The 17,519-nt window shown below is 64.5% G+C and carries 16 protein-coding genes; 8 read left to right on the top strand and 8 right to left on the bottom strand.

Annotated elements, in window-relative coordinates:
• Positions 1-171: 171 nt before the first annotated feature.
• From DBR23_RS03185 to argA, 3 genes are all read left to right on the top strand, one after another.
• On the top strand, positions 172-2,283 hold the full coding sequence (locus DBR23_RS03185; RefSeq protein ID WP_233250249.1) for an AAA family ATPase: 2,112 nt from the start codon (positions 172-174) through the stop codon (positions 2,281-2,283).
• 34 nt (positions 2,284-2,317) lie between these two features.
• Positions 2,318-2,815 (top strand): hypothetical protein, encoded by a 498-nt coding sequence (locus DBR23_RS03180; protein ID WP_108497294.1) that lies wholly within the window; start codon positions 2,318-2,320, stop codon positions 2,813-2,815.
• A gap of 86 nt (positions 2,816-2,901) precedes the next feature.
• Positions 2,902-4,248 carry an amino-acid N-acetyltransferase gene (gene argA / locus DBR23_RS03175; RefSeq protein ID WP_015014347.1) on the top strand — a complete coding sequence of 449 codons (1,347 nt, stop codon included), beginning with the start codon at positions 2,902-2,904 and terminating at the stop codon, positions 4,246-4,248.
• Here the strand turns inward: argA and bla are convergent.
• Positions 4,245-5,159 (bottom strand): class A beta-lactamase, encoded by a 915-nt coding sequence (gene bla / locus DBR23_RS03170; RefSeq protein WP_108497293.1) that lies wholly within the window; start codon positions 5,157-5,159, stop codon positions 4,245-4,247. The genes argA and bla overlap by 4 nt on opposite strands.
• Positions 5,160-5,272: 113 nt before the next feature.
• On the opposite strand from bla, the gene DBR23_RS03165 reads away from it, so the two are divergent.
• Positions 5,273-6,163: a LysR family transcriptional regulator gene (locus DBR23_RS03165; protein ID WP_108497292.1), complete on the top strand. Its 891-nt coding sequence runs from the start codon at positions 5,273-5,275 to the stop codon at positions 6,161-6,163.
• Between the two features lie 88 nt (positions 6,164-6,251).
• On the opposite strand, the gene DBR23_RS03160 is transcribed toward DBR23_RS03165, so the two are convergent.
• A complete protein-coding gene (locus tag DBR23_RS03160) occupies positions 6,252-7,880 on the bottom strand; it encodes an HD family phosphohydrolase (protein ID WP_108497291.1) in 1,629 nt (542 codons plus the stop codon).
• A 91-nt stretch (positions 7,881-7,971) separates the two neighbouring features.
• On the opposite strand from DBR23_RS03160, the gene DBR23_RS03155 reads away from it, so the two are divergent.
• The 3 genes from DBR23_RS03155 to DBR23_RS03145 all read left to right on the top strand — a co-directional run bounded on the left by DBR23_RS03155 (position 7,972) and on the right by DBR23_RS03145 (position 10,047).
• Entirely contained in the window at positions 7,972-8,973 is a 1,002-nt protein-coding gene (locus tag DBR23_RS03155) for a rhodanese-related sulfurtransferase (protein ID WP_108497290.1), read from the top strand.
• Positions 8,970-9,641 carry a glutathione S-transferase gene (locus tag DBR23_RS03150; protein WP_108497289.1) on the top strand — a complete coding sequence of 224 codons (672 nt, stop codon included), beginning with the start codon at positions 8,970-8,972 and terminating at the stop codon, positions 9,639-9,641. Before DBR23_RS03155 ends, DBR23_RS03150 begins: the two co-directional genes overlap by 4 nt.
• Before the next feature lie 187 nt (positions 9,642-9,828).
• Positions 9,829-10,047 (top strand): hypothetical protein, encoded by a 219-nt coding sequence (locus tag DBR23_RS03145; RefSeq protein ID WP_108497288.1) that lies wholly within the window; start codon positions 9,829-9,831, stop codon positions 10,045-10,047.
• Positions 10,048-10,180: 133 nt separating this feature from the next.
• Here the strand turns inward: DBR23_RS03145 and DBR23_RS03140 are convergent, their stop codons facing one another.
• From DBR23_RS03140 to DBR23_RS03115, 6 genes are all read right to left on the bottom strand, one after another.
• Positions 10,181-10,717 carry a disulfide bond formation protein B gene (locus DBR23_RS03140; RefSeq protein WP_056746679.1) on the bottom strand — a complete coding sequence of 179 codons (537 nt, stop codon included), beginning with the start codon at positions 10,715-10,717 and terminating at the stop codon, positions 10,181-10,183.
• 56 nt (positions 10,718-10,773) lie between these two features.
• On the bottom strand, positions 10,774-11,898 hold the full coding sequence (locus DBR23_RS03135; protein WP_056067633.1) for a sulfate/molybdate ABC transporter ATP-binding protein: 1,125 nt from the start codon (positions 11,896-11,898) through the stop codon (positions 10,774-10,776).
• A 12-nt stretch (positions 11,899-11,910) separates the two neighbouring features.
• Positions 11,911-12,813, bottom strand: a complete 903-nt coding sequence (gene cysW, locus DBR23_RS03130) for a sulfate ABC transporter permease subunit CysW (RefSeq protein ID WP_056746212.1) — start codon at positions 12,811-12,813, stop codon at positions 11,911-11,913.
• Positions 12,810-13,679, bottom strand: a complete 870-nt coding sequence (gene cysT, locus DBR23_RS03125) for a sulfate ABC transporter permease subunit CysT (RefSeq protein WP_056746214.1) — start codon at positions 13,677-13,679, stop codon at positions 12,810-12,812. The genes cysW and cysT overlap by 4 nt, the downstream gene beginning before the upstream one ends.
• 37 nt (positions 13,680-13,716) lie before the next feature.
• Positions 13,717-14,721, bottom strand: a complete 1,005-nt coding sequence (locus tag DBR23_RS03120; protein WP_056067832.1) for a sulfate ABC transporter substrate-binding protein — start codon at positions 14,719-14,721, stop codon at positions 13,717-13,719.
• 231 nt (positions 14,722-14,952) lie between these two features.
• Positions 14,953-15,537, bottom strand: coding sequence for an alpha/beta hydrolase (locus DBR23_RS03115; protein ID WP_108497295.1), 585 nt, complete (start codon positions 15,535-15,537; stop codon positions 14,953-14,955).
• Between the two features lie 289 nt (positions 15,538-15,826).
• Here DBR23_RS03115 and DBR23_RS03110 point away from each other — a divergent pair, with 289 nt between their 5' ends.
• Positions 15,827-17,488, top strand: coding sequence for a methyl-accepting chemotaxis protein (locus DBR23_RS03110; RefSeq protein ID WP_108497287.1), 1,662 nt, complete (start codon positions 15,827-15,829; stop codon positions 17,486-17,488).
• Positions 17,489-17,519 lie beyond the last annotated feature (31 nt).

The following is a 17,519-nucleotide window of genomic DNA, read 5'->3' as shown; positions in this document are numbered from 1 at the left end:
TGCTGAAGCTCGAAGCCTCGGGCCCGCCCCGAAACCCTGTGGCCGCAGCGCTGGCCCAACGCAGCCTGTCCAGCGCGGCAGGCAAGCACATCCGAACCCGTGGGGCCCAGCGCCGTGCGGACAACGTCGCCCTGCGCAAGGCGATCCAGAGCCCCTTTTTGAACGATTGACATGAATCCCTTCAACAACCCACTGCCGCCACACCAGCGGCATCCCACGCCGCATCCGGCGCTGGCCGGTGCGCCAACGCTGGCAGCGCATCTATCCCCGGTGCACTCAGCGCACCCTGTGCGTGCCCAGACAGCCGCGCCCATCACGCCAGTTGCCAGCAGCGCAGAGCTGGCTCAGCGCCAGCAGGCTTTGGCCCACGCGGCGTTGCAACTGAAAGCCGAGCTGTTCGGCATCGACGACGTGATCGACCGCGTGATCAATGCCATCCGCGCCTGGTACGTGCTGCCGCAGCTCATCACCCGGCCGGTCATCGTCTGCCTGTGGGGCCTGACCGGCACGGGCAAGACGCAGCTCACGCGGCGGCTGGCCCAGCTGCTGGGCTTTTACGACCGGTTTGTGGAAGTGCAGATGGACGGCTTCAGCCACGGCGCGAGCTACCGCAGCTCGTCCATCTCGGGCATGCTGGGCGACTCGGGCATCCACGAAGGCATGCCGGGCATCCTGGTGCTGGACGAGTTCCAGCGCTTTCGCACGGTAGACACCAAGGGCGCCGACGTGAAGGTGGAGCGCTACCAGGACGTGTGGACGCTGCTGTCCGACGGGCGCCTGCCACCCGCGTTGAGCGCGCTGTCCAACATCGAGCGCAAGCTGGCCGATGCGCACTACGAGGCTGAGCGCGCCGAAGATGGCGATGACGACCGCGCAGGCAAGAAGCCCTACCGCTTTCAGCTGGACGCCTGGGATGCGCAAGAACTCAAGCGCATGCTGAAGCTGCAGGAGCCGCTGTCCGCCATCATGCAGTGGCCGCCCGCCAAGGTGCAGGCGCTGTTTGCCAGCTTTCAGCAGTCCAGCCATGCGTGGGAGACCGACTACAGCAAGCTGCTGGTGTTTGTATGTGGCAACCTCGACGAGATGTACCACGAGACCGCACAACGCGTGGAAGACTGCGACACCGATGCCGACATCTTTCACCGCCTGACCCGCAAGCTCTCGCTCATCGACGTGAAGAAGGCGTTGGGCGAGCGCTTCAAGCCCGAGCAGATCGCGCGGCTGGGCAATGAACATGTGGTCTACCCGTCGTTCAGCAAGGCGACGTATGAGCACCTCATCCATAACCTGTGCACACGCTATGTGGACGATATTGCAGCGCAGTGTGGCGTGCGGTTTGCCATCGGGCAGGATGTGCTGAGCGAGCTGTATGCCAACGCGGTGTTTCCTGCGCAGGGCACGCGGCCACTGTTCTCGTCGGTACATGCGATCCTGAGCGCCAACCTGGTCAACGCGGCGTTGTGGGTGGTGCAGGAGCAGCTCTCAACGGACCAGGAGTTCGCCATTCACCTGGCGCCCGACAAGCGCCACCTGCTGGTGTCGGGCCAGGGGCCGGAGGGCCTAGTGCAGGCCGCGTTTGCGGTGACGCTGGAGCTGAACCGGCTCAAGCAACGTGCCAATGCAGACTTTCGGGCCCTGCTGGCCGTGCACGAGGCAGGCCACGGGCTGGCGTACTGCGTGTTGTTCGGCCATGCTCCGCAAGAGGTGAAGATCAACATCGCCTCGTTCGAGGGCGGCTACAACAGCTTCTCCAGCCTCAAGGCCACCACGCGCCAGAACGCGCTCGACATGATGTGCGTAGGCCTGGCAGGCCGCGTGGCAGAGGAGCTGGTGTTTGGCGAAATGGCCAGCACCACCGGGGCCGAGCAGGACTTGAAGCAGGTGACGGCCGAGGCAGCGCGCTACATCCGCCACCATGGCTTTGGCGCGCGGCTGGCCCGCACCGATGTCACCGTGGAGATGGACAACCATGTCAACACCGACATCGGCCCGAGCAACGAGGCCATCGAGGCGCTGATGCTGCAGCAATACCAGCGTGCCCAGGCGCTGCTGACCACGCACCATGAGGCACTGGGGCGCACGGTGGACGCCTTGCTGGCACACGGCACCATCGCCCCTGCGGAGATGGTGGCGCTGCTCCAGGGCTGCGGCATTGCGCTGGCGCCCCCCTCAGATGCCGCAGGCACCCTGCCCGAAGAAGGCCTGGTGCTGGAGCCCTTTGGTGCCAAACTCAGCGCGTTTCGCGCGCGCGGGGCGGCGTCCGCTGCACCCCAGCTGGCGTAACACCCAGCACGAAGGCGAAGGACCAAGGATCAAAATGGCCAGCGGGTTTTCCGAGTCCGGTGACGGGCTGCACTACGCCGAGCACATCTCGGTGCCGATGCGCCTCTTTGTGGGCGCCATTGCGCTGGGCATGTTCCTGATTCCTGTTCCCTTTGTGATGCACGCCACGGCCCGGACGCCGTGGCTGCACCTGCTGTTGGCCGCAGCGTGCGTGGTGGCGGCATGCGCCATGGGTGCGCTGTTTTTGGCGATTGCTCTGGGGCGGGTGCTGACGCTACATTTCGACCCAGCCAGGCGCCAGGTGCGGCGCACCTCGCGCTGGCCGCTGGTGGGCCGCACTGTGCACATTGCGTTTGATCGCTTTGCACCACCAGAGGTGGTGGAACGCACCTCAGAAGACGGCCCCTACCATGTGCTGCGCCTGACAGTGCATGGCGAGCGCCCCATGCACCTGGGCGGGTTTGACCGGCGGGAAGATGCCGAACGCTGGCGCAGCCGCATCGCAGCGCTGTTCGAGGGTCACCCTGGCTGAGCGTGCAAATCCCAGCACCCGGTCGCTAAGGACACTTATCATTCGCTCCTCGCGCATTACCACCACTGCCCCAAACACCTTTCTCCATGTCCGCCGTCTTCAATTTCACCTTCGTCCCCTGGTTCCGCTCGGTGGCGCCCTACATTCACAAGTTCCGCAACCAGACGTTTGTGATCGGGCTGACGGGTGAGGCGATTGCGGCCGGCAAGCTGCACAGCATTGCGCAAGACCTGGCACTGATCCAGGCCATGGGCGTGAAGATCGTGCTGGTGCACGGCTTTCGCCCGCAAGTGAATGAGCAGCTGGCAGCCAAGGGGCATGCGGCCAAGTACTCCCATGGCATCCGCATCACTGACTCCGTGGCACTCGATTGCGCGCAGGAGGCCGCCGGGCAGCTGCGTTATGAGATCGAGGCAGCGTTCAGTCAGGGCCTGCCCAACACGCCGATGGCGGGCGCCACGGTGCGGGTGATCTCGGGCAACTTTCTCACGGCGCGGCCCGTGGGCATTGTGGATGGGGTGGATTTTCAGCACTCGGGCCTGGTGCGCAAGGTGGACGTGGCCGGCATCCAGCGCACGCTGGACATGGGCGCGCTGGTGCTGCTGTCGCCGTTTGGCTTCTCGCCCACGGGCGAGGCCTTCAACCTGAGCATGGAAGAAGTGGCCACGAGCGTGGCCATCGAGCTGCGGGCCGACAAACTCATCTTTTTGACCGAGGTGCAGGGCATCCGCATGTCACCCACCGAGCCCGAGAGCGACGACAACCCCATCGACACCGAGCTGCCGCTGGCCGCCGCGCAGGCGCTGCTGGCCCAGTTGCCCCCGGCGCAGCAGCCCACCGACACGGGCTTTTACCTTCAGCACTGTGTGAAGGCCTGCAAGGCCGGCGTGGAGCGCAGCCACATCCTGCCGTTTGCGGTGGACGGCTCGCTGCTGCTGGAGGTCTATGTGCACGACGGCATCGGCACCATGGTCATCGACGAAAAGCTCGAAGAGCTGCGCGAGGCCACGATTGACGACGTGGGCGGCATCCTGCAGTTGATCGAGCCCTTCGAGAAGGATGGCACGCTGGTCAAGCGCGACCGCACCGAGATCGAGCGCGACATCGCCACCTACACCATCATCGAACACGACGGCGTGATTTTTGGCTGCGCGGCGCTCTACCCCTACCCCGAAGCCAAAACAGCCGAGATGGCCGCGGTGACGGTATCGCCGCAAAGCCAGGGCACGGGCGACGGCGAAAAGCTGCTCAAGCGCATCGAGCAGCGCGCGCGCCTGCTGGGGCTGGACAGCATCTTTGTGCTGACCACCCGCACCATGCACTGGTTCATCAAGCGCGGCTTCTCGCCGGTGGATCCGGACTGGCTGCCCGACGCCCGCAAGCGCAAGTACAACTGGGACCGCAAGAGCCAGGTGCTGGTCAAGAAGCTCTAAGAGCGGGTGAAAGTCTCGCGCGCGGCCGCCACGGCGCGCGCCACCTGCGCAATCGCCGCATCCCGCGGCTCCGGCGACGCCTTAGAGCGCGTGAGGTAGCAGGTCACCAGCACCGGTGCGCCTCCGTCCTGCGGCCACAACACGCCAATGTCGTTGGCCGTGCCGCTCTCGCCCGCCGTGCCCGTCTTGTCGCCCACCTTCCAGCCCGGCACACCGGCGCGCAGGCGCTTATCGCCTGTGCTGGTCTCCACCAGCCAGCGCTGCAGCCAGGCCCGGGATATGGGGCTGAGCGCGTTGCCCAGCACCAGTTTCTGCATGGTCTGCTGCATGGCCAGCGGCGTGGTGGTGTCGCGTGGGTCGCCCACGGCAGCCTCATTCAGCGCGGGCTCGGTGCGGTCCAGCCGCGTGACCTCGTCACCCAGCGAACGCACGAACGCGGTGAACCCGGCCGGCCCGCCATGGCGGGCCAGCAGCACATTGGCAGCGGTGTTGTCGCTCAGGCTGACGGTGGCAGAGCACAGCTCACCCACCGTCAGGCCGCCACCATCGCCCGCGCGCGGGCCGCTGACGGGCGAGTACGCCACCACGTCGGTGGCCGGGTAATGCACGCGCGCATCCAGCCGCTCCTTGCCCTGGTCCACCAGAGCCAGCATCCAGCCGGCCAACACCAGCTTGAAGGTGCTGGCCAGGGCAAAACGCTCGTCCTGCTGCCAGCCCAGCGCCAGGCCCGACCCGGTGTCCAGCATGGCCACCCCCAGGCGGCCCTGGGCGGCGCGTTCGATGCTGGCGAGGGCATCGTTCCATGCGCTGGCGGTCTGCTCGCGGCGGTCTGGGTTGCTGGCAGCTGCACAACCCCATAAAGGCATGGCCGTGGCGGCCATGAAACCCAAGGAAAACTGTCTTCTTTGCATATCGATTGAAAGCGTAGTGGGGAACAAGGCTCGAACGATACGGAGGTTCAGCCCCCAGCACCATCGACAATAATTGCCAAAAGCCCCAAGAAAAACTTTGACCTTTTGGCGCCATGCACCTGCCACTCAATGCTCTGCGAGCCTTCGAGGCCTCGGCCCGCCACCTGAACCTCACGCGCGCCGCCCAGGAGCTGCACGTGACCCAGACCGCCGTGAGCCAGCACATCCGCAAGCTGGAGGACCGGCTAGGCAAGCCTCTGTTCCGCCGCCTGCCACGCGGCCTGGCGCTGACGGACGAAGGCCAGGCCCTGCTGCCGGTGGTGGTGGAATCGTTTGGCAACCTGCAGCGCGCACTGGAGAAGCTGGGCGATACCCGGCCGCGCGAGGTGCTGACCGTGGGCGCCGTGGGCACCTTCGCGGTGGGCTGGCTGCTGCCCCGGCTGCGCGACTTTCAGCAGACCTGCCCCTTTGTGGACCTGCGCCTGCTCACGCACAACAACCGGGTGGACATGGCGGGCGAAGGGCTGGACTACGCCATCCGCTTTGGCGACGGAGCCTGGCACGGCACGCAGGCCGACCGCATCATGGATGCGCCCATGTCCGTGATGTGCTCGCCCGCCTTGGCCCGTGGCCTGCGCACGATGGCCGACCTGGCGCGCCAGCCCTTGCTGCGCAGCTACCGCACCGACGAATGGACGGCCTGGTTCGAGGCTGCGGGTGCGCCCTGCCCCGTGGTGCGCGGCGCGGTGTTCGACTCTTCCCTGACGCTGGCCGAGGCGGCGGCGCAGGGCGCGGGCATGGCGCTGTTGCCAGTGAAGATGTTCGCGCGCGAACTGCAGCAGGGCCGCCTGGCGCAGCCCTTTGCGCAAGAGCTGCACCGGGGCGCCTACTGGCTGACCCGCTTGCAATCGCGCACCACCACGGGGGCCATGGCAGCGTTCCGGGACTGGCTGATGGCACAGGCCAGCATTACAGTGGGTGCCGGGGCTGAAGAATTGGGATGATTTTGGCCGGCAGCGCTAGTGGATCATGCGCCAGAAGCTATCAATTACATAGCAAACGTACACCATGATGCGCTAGGGTGAGGCGATGTCAAAACCCCATCGCCGCCACATCCACCCCGTCCACCTGCCCCGCATCCAGAAACTGCTGGCCATAGCGCAGGTACACCCCTTCGCGCACAAACACCTCGAACAGGTCGGGGTCGATATGCCCGTTGTCTCGCATCCTGCACATGATGGCCAGCGCCTGCGACAGGGTCATGCCACTCTTGTAGGGCCTGTCTGCGGCCGTCAGCGCCTCAAAGATGTCGGCAATGCCCATCATGCGGGCCTGCAGCGACATCTGCTGGCGCGTGAGGCCGCGCGGATAGCCCTTGCCGTCCATGCGTTCGTGGTGGCCCCCAGCGTACTCGGGCACGTTCTGGAGGTGGCGCGGCCAGGGCAGCGTCTCCAGCATCTTGATGGTGGCAACGATGTGGTAGTTGATGGTGTCGCGCTCGGCCTGGTTCAGCGTGCCGGAGCGGATGGTGAGGTTCTCCACCTCCTCCCCCGTCAAAAAGCTCGTTTGCACACCCTGCGGGTTGCGCCAGTGGCGCATGGCGGCAATATCGCGCACACGCTGCTGGTCTTCGGGGCGCATGGCCTCGGTGCCGGTGTTGCTGCGGCGCAGAAACTCGCGGTCTTCCTCCAGCGCATGGATCTCGTGCTGCAGGGCCTGCAGCTCCTGGCCTTCTGCCCGTGCATCCACCACCGGACGCAGCGCCAGCTGGCGGCGCAGCGCGGCCAGTTCGGCATCGCGCTTGAGCACTTCAAACCGCGTGTCCACCAGGCCGATACGGTCGTAGATGGTCTGCAGCTTGGTGGCCTTGTCCACCACGTGCACAGGCGTGGTGATCTTGCCGCAGTCGTGCAGCAGGCCCGCCATCTTGAGCTCGTAGCGGTCGCGGTCGCTCATCTTGAACGCGGCCAACGGCCCTTCGCGGGTGGCATCAACAGCCTCGGCCAGCATCATCGTGAGAGCGGGCACGCGCTGGCAGTGGCCGCCGGTGTAGGGGGACTTTTCGTCGATGGCCAGGTTGATGAGGTTCACGAACGACTCGAACAGGCGTTCGAGCTGCGTGATGAGCAGCCGGTTGGTGAGCGCAATGGCCGCCTGCGAGGCCAGCGACTCGGCCAGGCTCTGGTCGGCCTGCGAGAAGGTGATGACCTCGCCCGTGTCCGGGTCGCGCGCATTGATGAGCTGCAGCACGCCGATGAGTTCGAGGTCGTGGTTCTTCATCGGCACCGTGAGGAACGACTGCGACCGGTAGCCCGTGCGCTGGTCAAACGCGCGCGTGCCCGAAAAATCAAACCCTGCCGCGCTGTAGGCGTCGGCAATGTTCACCGTGCGGTCGTGGATGGCCGCGTGGGCCGCCACCAGCGAATCATTGGGCCCGCCGTCGGCCGTGCGCAACGGTAACAGCGGCAGGTCGATGGGTTTGCCCGTGGTGCCCCCCAGGTTGATGCCCAGCGAGTCGGTGCGCAATATCTCGAACTTGAGGGCCGACTGGTCTTCCGTCACGCTGTAGAGCGTGCCGCCGTCGGCCCCGGTGATGGTCTTGGCGGCCTCCAGGATGTTCTCCAGCAGCCGGTCGATGTCCCGCTCGCGCGAGAGCGCAGCGCCAATGCCGTTGAGCTGCTCCAGCCGACGGAACAGATTGAGAGTGGATTCCTTGCTCATGCGACCACCTTGCAAGCAGCGTTGGTAACCCCGCATCGTAACGAAAGGTGACAGCTATCATCCCCCTTCCTGTTTCAAAAACGTCTTTTTCGTGGACTCGGTCACACCCCGCTATCTCACCGCCGCGCTTTATCAGTTCGTGGACCTGCCAGACTTTGCCGCCCTGCGCGAGCCCCTGCAGTCCCTGTGCGACGCGAACGGCGTGCGCGGCATGCTGTTGCTGGCGCCCGAGGGCATCAACGGCACCATTGCGGGCGAACCACAGGGCGTGCATGCGGTGTTGGCCTGGCTGCGCAGCGATGCGCGCTTTGCCGCCCTGCAGCACAAGGAGGCGCTGGCCGAGCGCATGCCCTTCTACCGCATGCGCGTGCGCCTCAAGCGCGAGATCGTCACCCTGGGCGTGCCAGGCCTGAACCCCGCACGCAACGCCGGCACCTATATGAAGCCCGAAGACTGGAACGCCCTCATCGACGACCCGGGCGTGGTGGTGGTGGACACGCGCAATGACTACGAGGTGGGCATTGGCACGTTTGAGCGCGCCATCAACCCGCACACGCAGACCTTTGCAGAGTTTCCGGCCTGGGTCGAAAAAGAGAAACAACCCGGCGGCGTGCTGGCGGGCAAGCCTAAAGTCGCCATGTTCTGCACTGGCGGCATCCGCTGCGAGAAGTCCACCGCGTTCCTCAAGTCGCAAGGCTTTGACGAGGTGTACCACCTGGAAGGCGGCATCCTCAAGTACCTGGAAACCGTACCCGAAGCATCCAGCCGCTGGCACGGCGACTGCTTTGTGTTCGACGAACGCGTCTCCGTGGGCCACGGCCTCGCACCGGGCCACCACCAGCTGTGCCGATCCTGCCGCATGCCGCTGGGCGAGGCCGAACTGCAGTCGCCACACTACGTGCCCGGTGTGAGCTGCCCGTATTGCCACGGCACCCGCACACCCGAGCAGGAACGCGCCCTGGCCGAGCGCGAGCGGCAGATGCAGCTGGCCCGGCAGCGTGGGCAAGAGCACATCGGCGCGCAGCAACCCGGCCGCCCCACACGCGCTGTGGCCCAGCAGACGGGTGACGAAGACATGGGTGGCACAACATGACCGCCCTGCCCGTCCTGTACTCCTTTCGCCGCTGTCCCTACGCCATGCGCGCGCGGCTGGCCCTGGCCGTGAGCGGCCAGGTTTGCGAACTGCGCGAGGTGGTGCTCAAAAGCAAGCCCCGGGGGTTGCTGCAGGCATCCCCCAAGGGCACGGTGCCCGTGCTGGTGTTGCCCAGCAGCCAGGTGCTGGAGCAGAGCCTGGACATCATGCTGTGGGCGCTACGACACCACGACCCTGAAGGCTGGCTCACCCCCAGCCGTGGCAGCCTGGAAGACATGCTCGCGCTGATTGCCGAATGCGATGGCCCGTTCAAGCAGGCGCTGGACCGGTGCAAGTACCCCAGCAGATACCCGGACGCTGACATGGACGCGGAACACGCCCAAGCCGTGGCCTGGTTGGGTGCGCTGGAGGCGCGTCTCTCACCACATCAGCCTTACCTGTTCGGCACCCACGCGGCCCTGGCCGACATGGCGATTGCTCCTTTTGTGCGGCAGTTTGCAGGCATTGATGCCGACTGGTGGACCGCACAGCCGTGGCCCCGCCTGCAGGCCTGGCTGGCGCAATGGCAGGCCAGTCCGCTGTTTGGCCAGGTGATGCCCAAACTGCCCGCATGGGTTGACGGTACACAAGGCGTACCGTTCCCGCATGGCACCGGTATGCCAGGCTGAAGCGGTCGCACTGGAACCGCTTGAGATCGGTGCTTTGGGTACCATCTCTTCAACAAAACACCATGCTCCGTGACGCTAGAGGTTGTCACGGAGCAACCCCTCTTCGCTTCATGCAAAGCACAGCCTGTCCAAGGCTGTACCGCGCTGAGCCGTCCCCAAGCCACCCCATCGACCCTCTAGCCCCTGCATGAAAATCATCGATGAAATGTTGAACCTGGACCTGCTCACCCACGAGCAGCACCTGCAAATCAGTGCATGGATCGCGCGCTCCGCGTCGCCGGAAGAGATATTGCAAATGCCTGCGCCACTGTGGCAGGCCGTAGAACGCGCCAGTCAGACCATGGGCATCAACGAAGACCTTTTGCGTCCGCCATCGCTGGACGCAGGGGACGTGGTGCTTGGATAGCCAACCTGTGCGCTTTCATGCGACCAGGTGGGACTGCGCTCGGAGCAGGAACACCGGCGCTGGAAGCCCTTCCCACAACGAAAAAGGCGCTCCCTGGAGCGCCTTTTTCATGCAAGCCCACGCCTCACAGGCATCAAGCCATCGAATAACCAGAGCCTCGCTTGTTGCCACCCTTCAGCGCCCGCACCAGCACAGCCAGCAGCACCAAGCCAAACCCCACGAAGCAGATGAACGACCAGTTGGCAATCGAGCCACCCAGGAAGGTCCAGTCGATCGCAGTGCAATCGCCCGAGCCCCGGAAGATCATGGGGATGGCGCGGCTGATGGGGTAGTTTTCGATCATGCCGTAGAAGTCGCGACCGCAGGTAGCGATCTCCGGCGGGTACCACTGCAGCCAGCTCTGGCGAGCCGCCACAAAGGCGCCAAACCCGGCAGTGATCACGGCCAGCACCGCCCAGGTCATCCACCAGCCCCGATTGCCTCGCGCACTAGCCAGGGCCGTGAATACAGCAACACCAATGAGCGCATACCGCTGCACGATGCACATGGGGCAAGGCTCCAGGCCCACCACATGCTGCAGGTACATGCCAAACGCCAGCATCGCCACACAGGCCACGCTGATCAGCGCCAGCACGCGACGCGGGGCCTGATCAATCCAGTTCAACACCATCATTCTTGTCCCTCGAAACCGCAGGTTACCCAGAGAGGCCTCGAAGGAGAAGCAACTCAGATACCGGCGGCGTGATCCAGAAAAACGCGGGCGCGGCGTGGTGTCACCACCAGCGTCTCACCCTCCTTGAAACCCATGTCCTTGAACTGCTGCGCAGGGATCTGCGCTTCGATCAGGGATTCTGGGGACGCATTGTCCGCTGGTTTGTGATCGTCGGTCGGAATAAGTTCCAGGCGTGCAATGGGGCCCACCACAATGGCGCGGCTCAGCTGGGCCACGATGCCACGGGGACGGCCTTCTGCGTCCAGGCCCGCGCCCGGGGAGTAGCGCTCCACGTCCAGGTCGTGCGGACGCACATAGGCAAAGGCCTTGGCGTTCTGCGCCGCCTGGTGCTCGGGCGAGTCGAGCTGCATGCCGTCCAGGTGCACCAGGCCTTCATGGGCGCGGCCGTGGAACAGGTTCACGTCGCCCAAAAAGCCGTAGACAAACGGGCTGGCAGGCTGGTCCCACACCTGCTGGGGGGAGCCGCTTTGCTCGATCTTGCCCTGGTTGATCACCACCACGCGGTCCGCCACTTCCAGGGCTTCTTCCTGGTCGTGGGTCACGAAGATGCTGGTCACATGCAACTCGTCGTGCAGGCGGCGCAGCCAGCGACGCAGCTCCTTGCGCACCTTGGCGTCCAGCGCGCCAAAGGGTTCGTCGAGCAGCAGCACCTTGGGCTCCACCGCCAGCGCGCGAGCCAGCGCAATGCGTTGGCGCTGGCCGCCCGACAGCTGCGAGGGGTAGCGCTCGGCCAGCCAGTCCAGCTGCACCAGCTTGAGCAGGTCCATGACCTTTTTCTTGATCTGTGCTTCGCTGGGGCGCTCGCTGCGGGGCTTCACGCGCAGGCCAAAAGCCACGTTCTCGAACACCGTCATGTGGCGGAACAGCGCGTAGTGCTGGAACACGAAGCCCACGTTGCGCTCGCGCACATGCACGTCGGTGGTGTCTTCGCCGCTGAAGTGGATGGTGCCCACGTCGGCCGTCTCCAGGCCCGCGATGATGCGCAGCAGCGTGGTCTTGCCGCAGCCCGAGGGGCCAAGCAGCGCAATGAGTTCGCCCGAGGCAATGTCCAGGCTCACATCGCGCAGGGCCTGGAAGTCTCCAAACTGCTTGCTGACGTTACGGATTTCGATGCTCATGTTCTGTTTCCTTCACACGCCAGCGGGCGCGGGGCGCTCGGGCGGCAATTCGGCGGCGGCCTTCAGGGCCTGTTCGTTGCGGTGTTCGGCAATGGTCTTGATGACCAGGGTGACCAGGGCTAGCAAAGCCAGCAGCGAGGCCGCAGCAAACGCAGCCACGGACTGGTACTCGTTGTAGAGAATTTCGACGTGCAGCGGGATCGTGTTGGTCTGCCCACGGATGTGGCCCGACACCACCGACACCGCACCAAACTCGCCCATGGCCCGCGCGTTGCACAAGATCACGCCGTACAGCAGGCCCCACTTGATGTTGGGCAAGGTCACGTACCAGAAGGTCTGCCAGCCGCTCGCGCCCAGCACGATGGCGGCCTGCTCCTCGTCGTTGCCCTGCGCCTGCATCAGCGGGATCAGTTCTCGCGCGATGAACGGAAAGGTCACAAACACGGTGGCCAGCACAATGCCGGGTACGGCAAAGATGATCTTGATGTCATGCGCCTGCAGCCACGGACCAAACCAGCCTTGCGCGCCAAACATCAGCACATAGATCAGGCCCGCCACCACGGGCGACACCGAGAACGGCAGGTCCACCAGCGTGGTCAAGAAGGCCTTGCCCTTGAACTCGTACTTGGCAATGCACCACGCGGCTGCCACGCCGAACACGAGGTTCAGCGGCACGGCAATCAGCGCGGTGATCAGCGTGAGCTTGATGGCCGACCAGGCATCGGGCTCGCGCAGGCCTTCCAGGTACGCGCCAAAGCCCTTGCGCAGCGCCTCTGCAAACACGGCGGCCAGTGGCAACACCAGGAACAGCAGCATGAAAGCTAAGGCGATGGCGATCAGCGTGTAGCGGACCCAGGGCGCTTCGGTCGTGCCCGCCTGGGCGCGGCGAATGGTTCGGGAGTTGTTGCCGCTCATGCTGGTGCCCCCGCGTGGCGGCGCTGCCAGGCTTGCAGCGCGTTGATGATGAGCAGCAGGATGAAGGAGATAACCAGCATCACCACAGCCACGGCGGTGGCGCCTGCGTAGTCATACTGCTCCAGCTTGCCGATGATGATGAGCGGCGTGATCTCCGACACCATGGGCATGTTGCCCGCGATGAAGATCACCGAGCCGTACTCACCCACCGCCCGCGCAAACGCCATGGCAAAGCCGGTGAGCAGCGCAGGCGTGATGGAGGGCAGGATGACCTTGGTGAAGGTCTGCAGGCGCGTGGCGCCCAGGCAGGTGGCAGCTTCTTCCAGCTCCTTTTCGGCGTCTTCCAGCACGGGCTGCACGGTGCGCACCACAAATGGCAAGCCGATGAAGATGAGCGCAATCACAATGCCCGCAGGCTTGAACGCGAGCTGGATGCCCATGGGCTCCAGAATGCTGCCCACCCAGCCGTTGCCTGCCAGCAGGGCCGTGAGCGAGATACCTGCCACGGCAGTGGGCAGCGCAAACGGCAGGTCCACCAGCGCATCGACGATCTTCTTGCCCGGGAACTTGTAGCGCACCAGCACCCAGGCGATCAGCAGGCCAAACACCAGATTGACCAGCGCCGCGAGAAACGATGCGCCAAAGGTCAGCCGGTATGACGCCATCACACGCGGTGCGCTGATGGCCGCCCAGAACTGGTCCCAGGTGAGCGTGAAGGTCTTGAAGATCAGTGCCGACAGCGGGATCAGCACGATGATGCTCAAGTAGAAAAGGGTGTAGCCCAGTGACAGCCCAAAGCCAGGCAGCACGCGCTTGGGCGCGCGCCGTCCGGCCGGGGCTGCGGCCACAGCGGTCGCAGTGGTCATAGATGCAGTGGTGAGTCGGAAAAAGCGCTGGGCCTATTTACTTGGCGCCGGGCGTGTACAGCTTGTCGAACTGACCACCGTCATTGAAGTGCACCTTCTGCGCTTCGGTCAGCGAGCCGAAGTACTTGGCCACCGTGAACTGCTTGAGCGGCTTGAAGGTGTCGGCGTACTTCTTGAGCACGGTCTCCGAACGGGGGCGGATGGCGTGCTTGGCTGCGATCTCTTGCGCTTCTTCCGAGTACAGGTAGTCCAGGTAGGCCTTGGCCAGCTGGGCCGTGCCCTTCTTGGCCACGGTGCGTTCCACCACGGCCACGGGGTTTTCAGCCACCACGCTCACCGAAGGGTAGATGGCATCGACCTTGCCCGCGCCAAACTCGCGGTCGATGGAGACCACCTCGGATTCGAAAGTGATCAGCACATCGCCCTGGTTGCGCTGCAGGAAGGTGGCCGTGGCATCGCGGCCACCCTTGGCCAGGATAGGCACGTTCTTGTACAGCTTGCCGACAAACTCGGCGGCCTGCGCCTCGGTGCCGCCCTTTTCACGCACGGCGCCCCAGGCGGCCAGGTAGGCATAGCGGCCGTTGCCGCCGGTCTTGGGGTTGACCACGATCACCTGCACGCCGGGCTTGATCAGGTCGTCCCAGTCCTTGATGTTCTTGGGGTTGCCGTTGCGCACCAGGAACAGCATGGTCGAGGTGGTGGGCGATGCGTCGTGCGGGAACTTCTTGGCCCAGTCCTTGGCAACCACGCCGTTGTCCGCCAGAAACTGTACGTCGGTGGTGGTGTTCATGGTGACCACGTCAGCAGCCAAACCGTCGTTCACGGCACGGGCCTGGGCGCTGGAGCCGGCGTGCGACTGGTCGATCTTCACGTCCTGGCCGGTGGTCTTCTTGTAGTGCGCGGCGAAGGCCACGTTGTAGTCCTTATAGAACTCGCGGGCCACGTCATACGACACATTAAGCAGCGAATTCTGAGCGGCAGCCATGCCGCTCGCGGCCAGGGCCAGAGAGGCCAGGAGGGTCTTGAGTTTCAAAGAAGTCATGGTGAAGTCGCCCAAAAAATGCTGGAGATTCCGCATTGTGCGGACCACCCCTTAAAACTCAAAAGAATATATTCTTGTTAATTAATCGAGAATTGGCATATAAGCATCTCAAAGGGCGTGCCGGTGCCATGGCCCCAAACCGCACACTAGCTGCCCGGGCCTGAAATTTCGGGTCCTGCAGGCTCCAAGCGCTGGTAAAACATGCGCCGACAGCTATCGATTAGATAGCAATCAGGCGGCGGCCGGAGAAACCTGCGAGTACCCTGCCGCTGGCTGGATGGTGCTGTGGTCGCCCTCCAGAGACTGCAGCAACGCCCAGCCCAGCGGCCATTCGCCATGGCCCGAGTCAATATTGATGTGCCCCGCGTTCTGCATGCGCACAAACTCGCTGCCCCAGGCCCTGGCATAGGCGCCCGCCAGGCGAATGGGACAAAACGGGTCATTGCTGCTGGCCACCACGATGCTGCGGTAAGGCAACGCCGCGTAGGGCACGGGGGCAAAGTCGCTCAGGATGGCGCGGCGCTCGGGGTCGGCAGGAGCCACCAGCAAGGCGCCGCACACCTTGGCTGCAGCCTCCGGCCCCATGTGGGTGGAGGCAATACAGCCCAGGCTGTGCGCCACGATCACTACAGGGTGCGTTGCGGCAAGTACCGTCTTCTCCAGCTGGCTCACCCAGGCTGAACGCGTGGGCGTGATCCAGTCGTCCTGCACCACTCGGCGCGCGTGGGGCAGGCGCTCGGCCCACAGGCTTTGCCAGTGGCCGGGGCCCGAATCGCGCCAGCCGGGGACGATGATGATGGAGGTGGAGGTGGTCACAGGCTGGGATTCTGCGAGCCAGCCTTTAAAACCCAAACGACTTAATTTTTGTTATTTAATCGCCAAATCATCTAAAAAAGCGAATTCTGCTTGCCTCTTTCAAGCAATGACTATCGAGTGAATAAATTAAACCAACCGGTTTAATTTCAAACCGATGCGTACAATGTAACGAATTGCAAACAAGTCACCGGGCGCCGTTCCGCACGACGGCCGCTGGTTGGGTTTGCATTGGCGGCTTGTCCCAGGTCGGTTCTTCCTTAGTCATCTTCACTTCAAGAGGCACCTTTCAATGCACACATGGAAAATCAGCCAGCGCCTGATGGCGGGCTTCGGTTTGGTCATCGTGGCCCTGCTCGGCATGTCGGTCTACAGCGTGCTCATTGCACGGGGCATTGATGGCGCCCTGACCGCCAATGCCACGCAGAACGCCGTCATCCAACGCGCTGCCATCAACTTCCGGGGCTCGGCGCACGACCGCTCCATCGCGGTGCGCGACGTGGTGCTGGCACCCAACGAAGACGCACGCAAGAAAGAAATCGAATCCATCGCACGGCTGGCGGACTTCTACGCCCAGTCCGCCACGCAGCTGGACAGCGTGCTGAAAACCGCCAAGGAGATTCCGCCCGAAGTGGCCCCTATGGTGCAGTCGCTCAAGGACATCGAAGCGCGTACGGTAGCCACCACTAGCAAGGTGGTCGCGCTGATGCAGTCCGGCGACCGCGCAGGCGCTGAAGCCATGCTCTGGACCGAGGCCAAGCCCCAGTACGAGCAATGGCTGGCAGCGGCCAACAAGCTCATCGACTACGAAGAGGCGCGCATCATCAAGAACAGCCAGACGGCCAACCAGGACGCAAGCCAGTTCACCGGCGTGATGCTGTCCATCACGCTGTTGGCGGTGCTGATCAGTGTGGCGGTGACGGTGCTGGTATCACGCAGCATTGGCCGCGAGCTGGGCGCTGAGCCCAGCGAAGTGCGCGCGGTGGTGCAAGCCATCCAGCAGGGCAACCTCACAACCCCAGTGCAAGTGAAGGCGGGCGACACCGGCAGCGTGATGGTGGCCGTGCGCGACATGCAGCAGCGTTTTCATGAACTGGTGTCAGCCGTGCGCGACAACATTGCGCAGCTGCGCACCACCAGCGACGACATCAGCAGCGGCAACCAGAACCTGGGCCACCGCACCGAACAAGCCGCCAGCAGTCTGGAGCAAACCGCCGCCAGCATGGAAGAGCTGACCGCCACCGTGCGTCAAAGTGCCGACTCGGCCCGCCAGGCCAACGCCCTGGCCACCACCGCTGCCAGCACAGCCACCAAGGGCGGCGAAGTGATGCAGCAGGTGGTAAGCACCATGCAGGACATCCACCACAGCAGCCAGAAAATCGCCGACATCATCGGCGTGATCGACGGCATTGCGTTCCAGACCAACATCCTGGCGCTAAATGCCGCTGTGGAGGCAGCCCGAGCGGGCGAACAGGGGCGTGGCTTTGCCGTGGTGGCCACCGAGGTGCGCAGCCTGGCCCAGCGCAGTGCCGAGGCCGCCAAGGAGATCAAGGCGCTGATCCAGTCCAGCGTCGACAAGGTGGACTCGGGCACCCAGCTCGTGGCCAACGCGGGCGAGACCATGAACGAGATCGTGCAAGGCGTGCAGCGCGTGAACGGCATCATCGGCGAGATCAGCACCGCCGCCGCCGAGCAGAGCGACGGCATCTCGCAGGTCAACGTGGCCGTGACCCAGCTGGACCAGATGACCCAGCAAAACGGCGCCTTGGTGAGCGAAAGCACCACCGCCGCCGAAAACCTGCGCCAGCAAGCCCAGCGGCTGGCGGAGCTGGTGGCCGTGTTCCAGGTCGGCGGCAGTGCTTCAGCAGGCATGGGACTCGATGCACCGCGTGCCACGCCAGTACATCGTGGCAATGCCCTGCCCGTCCCCGGCGTGCGACGCCTCGCACACTGAGACGGCATTGCGGACAGCAGGTCCGCCAGGG

The sequence above is a fragment of the Acidovorax sp. HMWF018 genome (assembly GCF_003061035.1).
GTDB classification, from domain to species: domain Bacteria; phylum Pseudomonadota; class Gammaproteobacteria; order Burkholderiales; family Burkholderiaceae_C; genus Acidovorax; species Acidovorax delafieldii.
This window is presented reverse-complemented; position numbering and strand designations above follow the sequence as displayed.

Coding starts and splice junctions, on each gene's coding strand:
- DBR23_RS03180 (WP_108497294.1), top strand. CDS start 2,318: ATGGCCAGCGGGTTTTCCGAGTCCGGTGACGGGCTGCACTACGCCGAG.
- cysW (WP_056746212.1), bottom strand. CDS start 12,813: ATGAGCGGCAACAACTCCCGAACCATTCGCCGCGCCCAGGCGGGCACG.
- DBR23_RS03145 (WP_108497288.1), top strand. CDS start 9,829: ATGAAAATCATCGATGAAATGTTGAACCTGGACCTGCTCACCCACGAG.
- DBR23_RS03165 (WP_108497292.1), top strand. CDS start 5,273: ATGCACCTGCCACTCAATGCTCTGCGAGCCTTCGAGGCCTCGGCCCGC.
- DBR23_RS03150 (WP_108497289.1), top strand. CDS start 8,970: ATGACCGCCCTGCCCGTCCTGTACTCCTTTCGCCGCTGTCCCTACGCC.
- DBR23_RS03160 (WP_108497291.1), bottom strand. CDS start 7,880: ATGAGCAAGGAATCCACTCTCAATCTGTTCCGTCGGCTGGAGCAGCTC.
- DBR23_RS03140 (WP_056746679.1), bottom strand. CDS start 10,717: ATGGTGTTGAACTGGATTGATCAGGCCCCGCGTCGCGTGCTGGCGCTG.
- cysT (WP_056746214.1), bottom strand. CDS start 13,679: ATGACCACTGCGACCGCTGTGGCCGCAGCCCCGGCCGGACGGCGCGCG.
- DBR23_RS03120 (WP_056067832.1), bottom strand. CDS start 14,721: ATGACTTCTTTGAAACTCAAGACCCTCCTGGCCTCTCTGGCCCTGGCC.
- bla (WP_108497293.1), bottom strand. CDS start 5,159: ATGCAAAGAAGACAGTTTTCCTTGGGTTTCATGGCCGCCACGGCCATG.
- DBR23_RS03110 (WP_108497287.1), top strand. CDS start 15,827: ATGCACACATGGAAAATCAGCCAGCGCCTGATGGCGGGCTTCGGTTTG.
- DBR23_RS03135 (WP_056067633.1), bottom strand. CDS start 11,898: ATGAGCATCGAAATCCGTAACGTCAGCAAGCAGTTTGGAGACTTCCAG.
- argA (WP_015014347.1), top strand. CDS start 2,902: ATGTCCGCCGTCTTCAATTTCACCTTCGTCCCCTGGTTCCGCTCGGTG.
- DBR23_RS03185 (WP_233250249.1), top strand. CDS start 172: ATGAATCCCTTCAACAACCCACTGCCGCCACACCAGCGGCATCCCACG.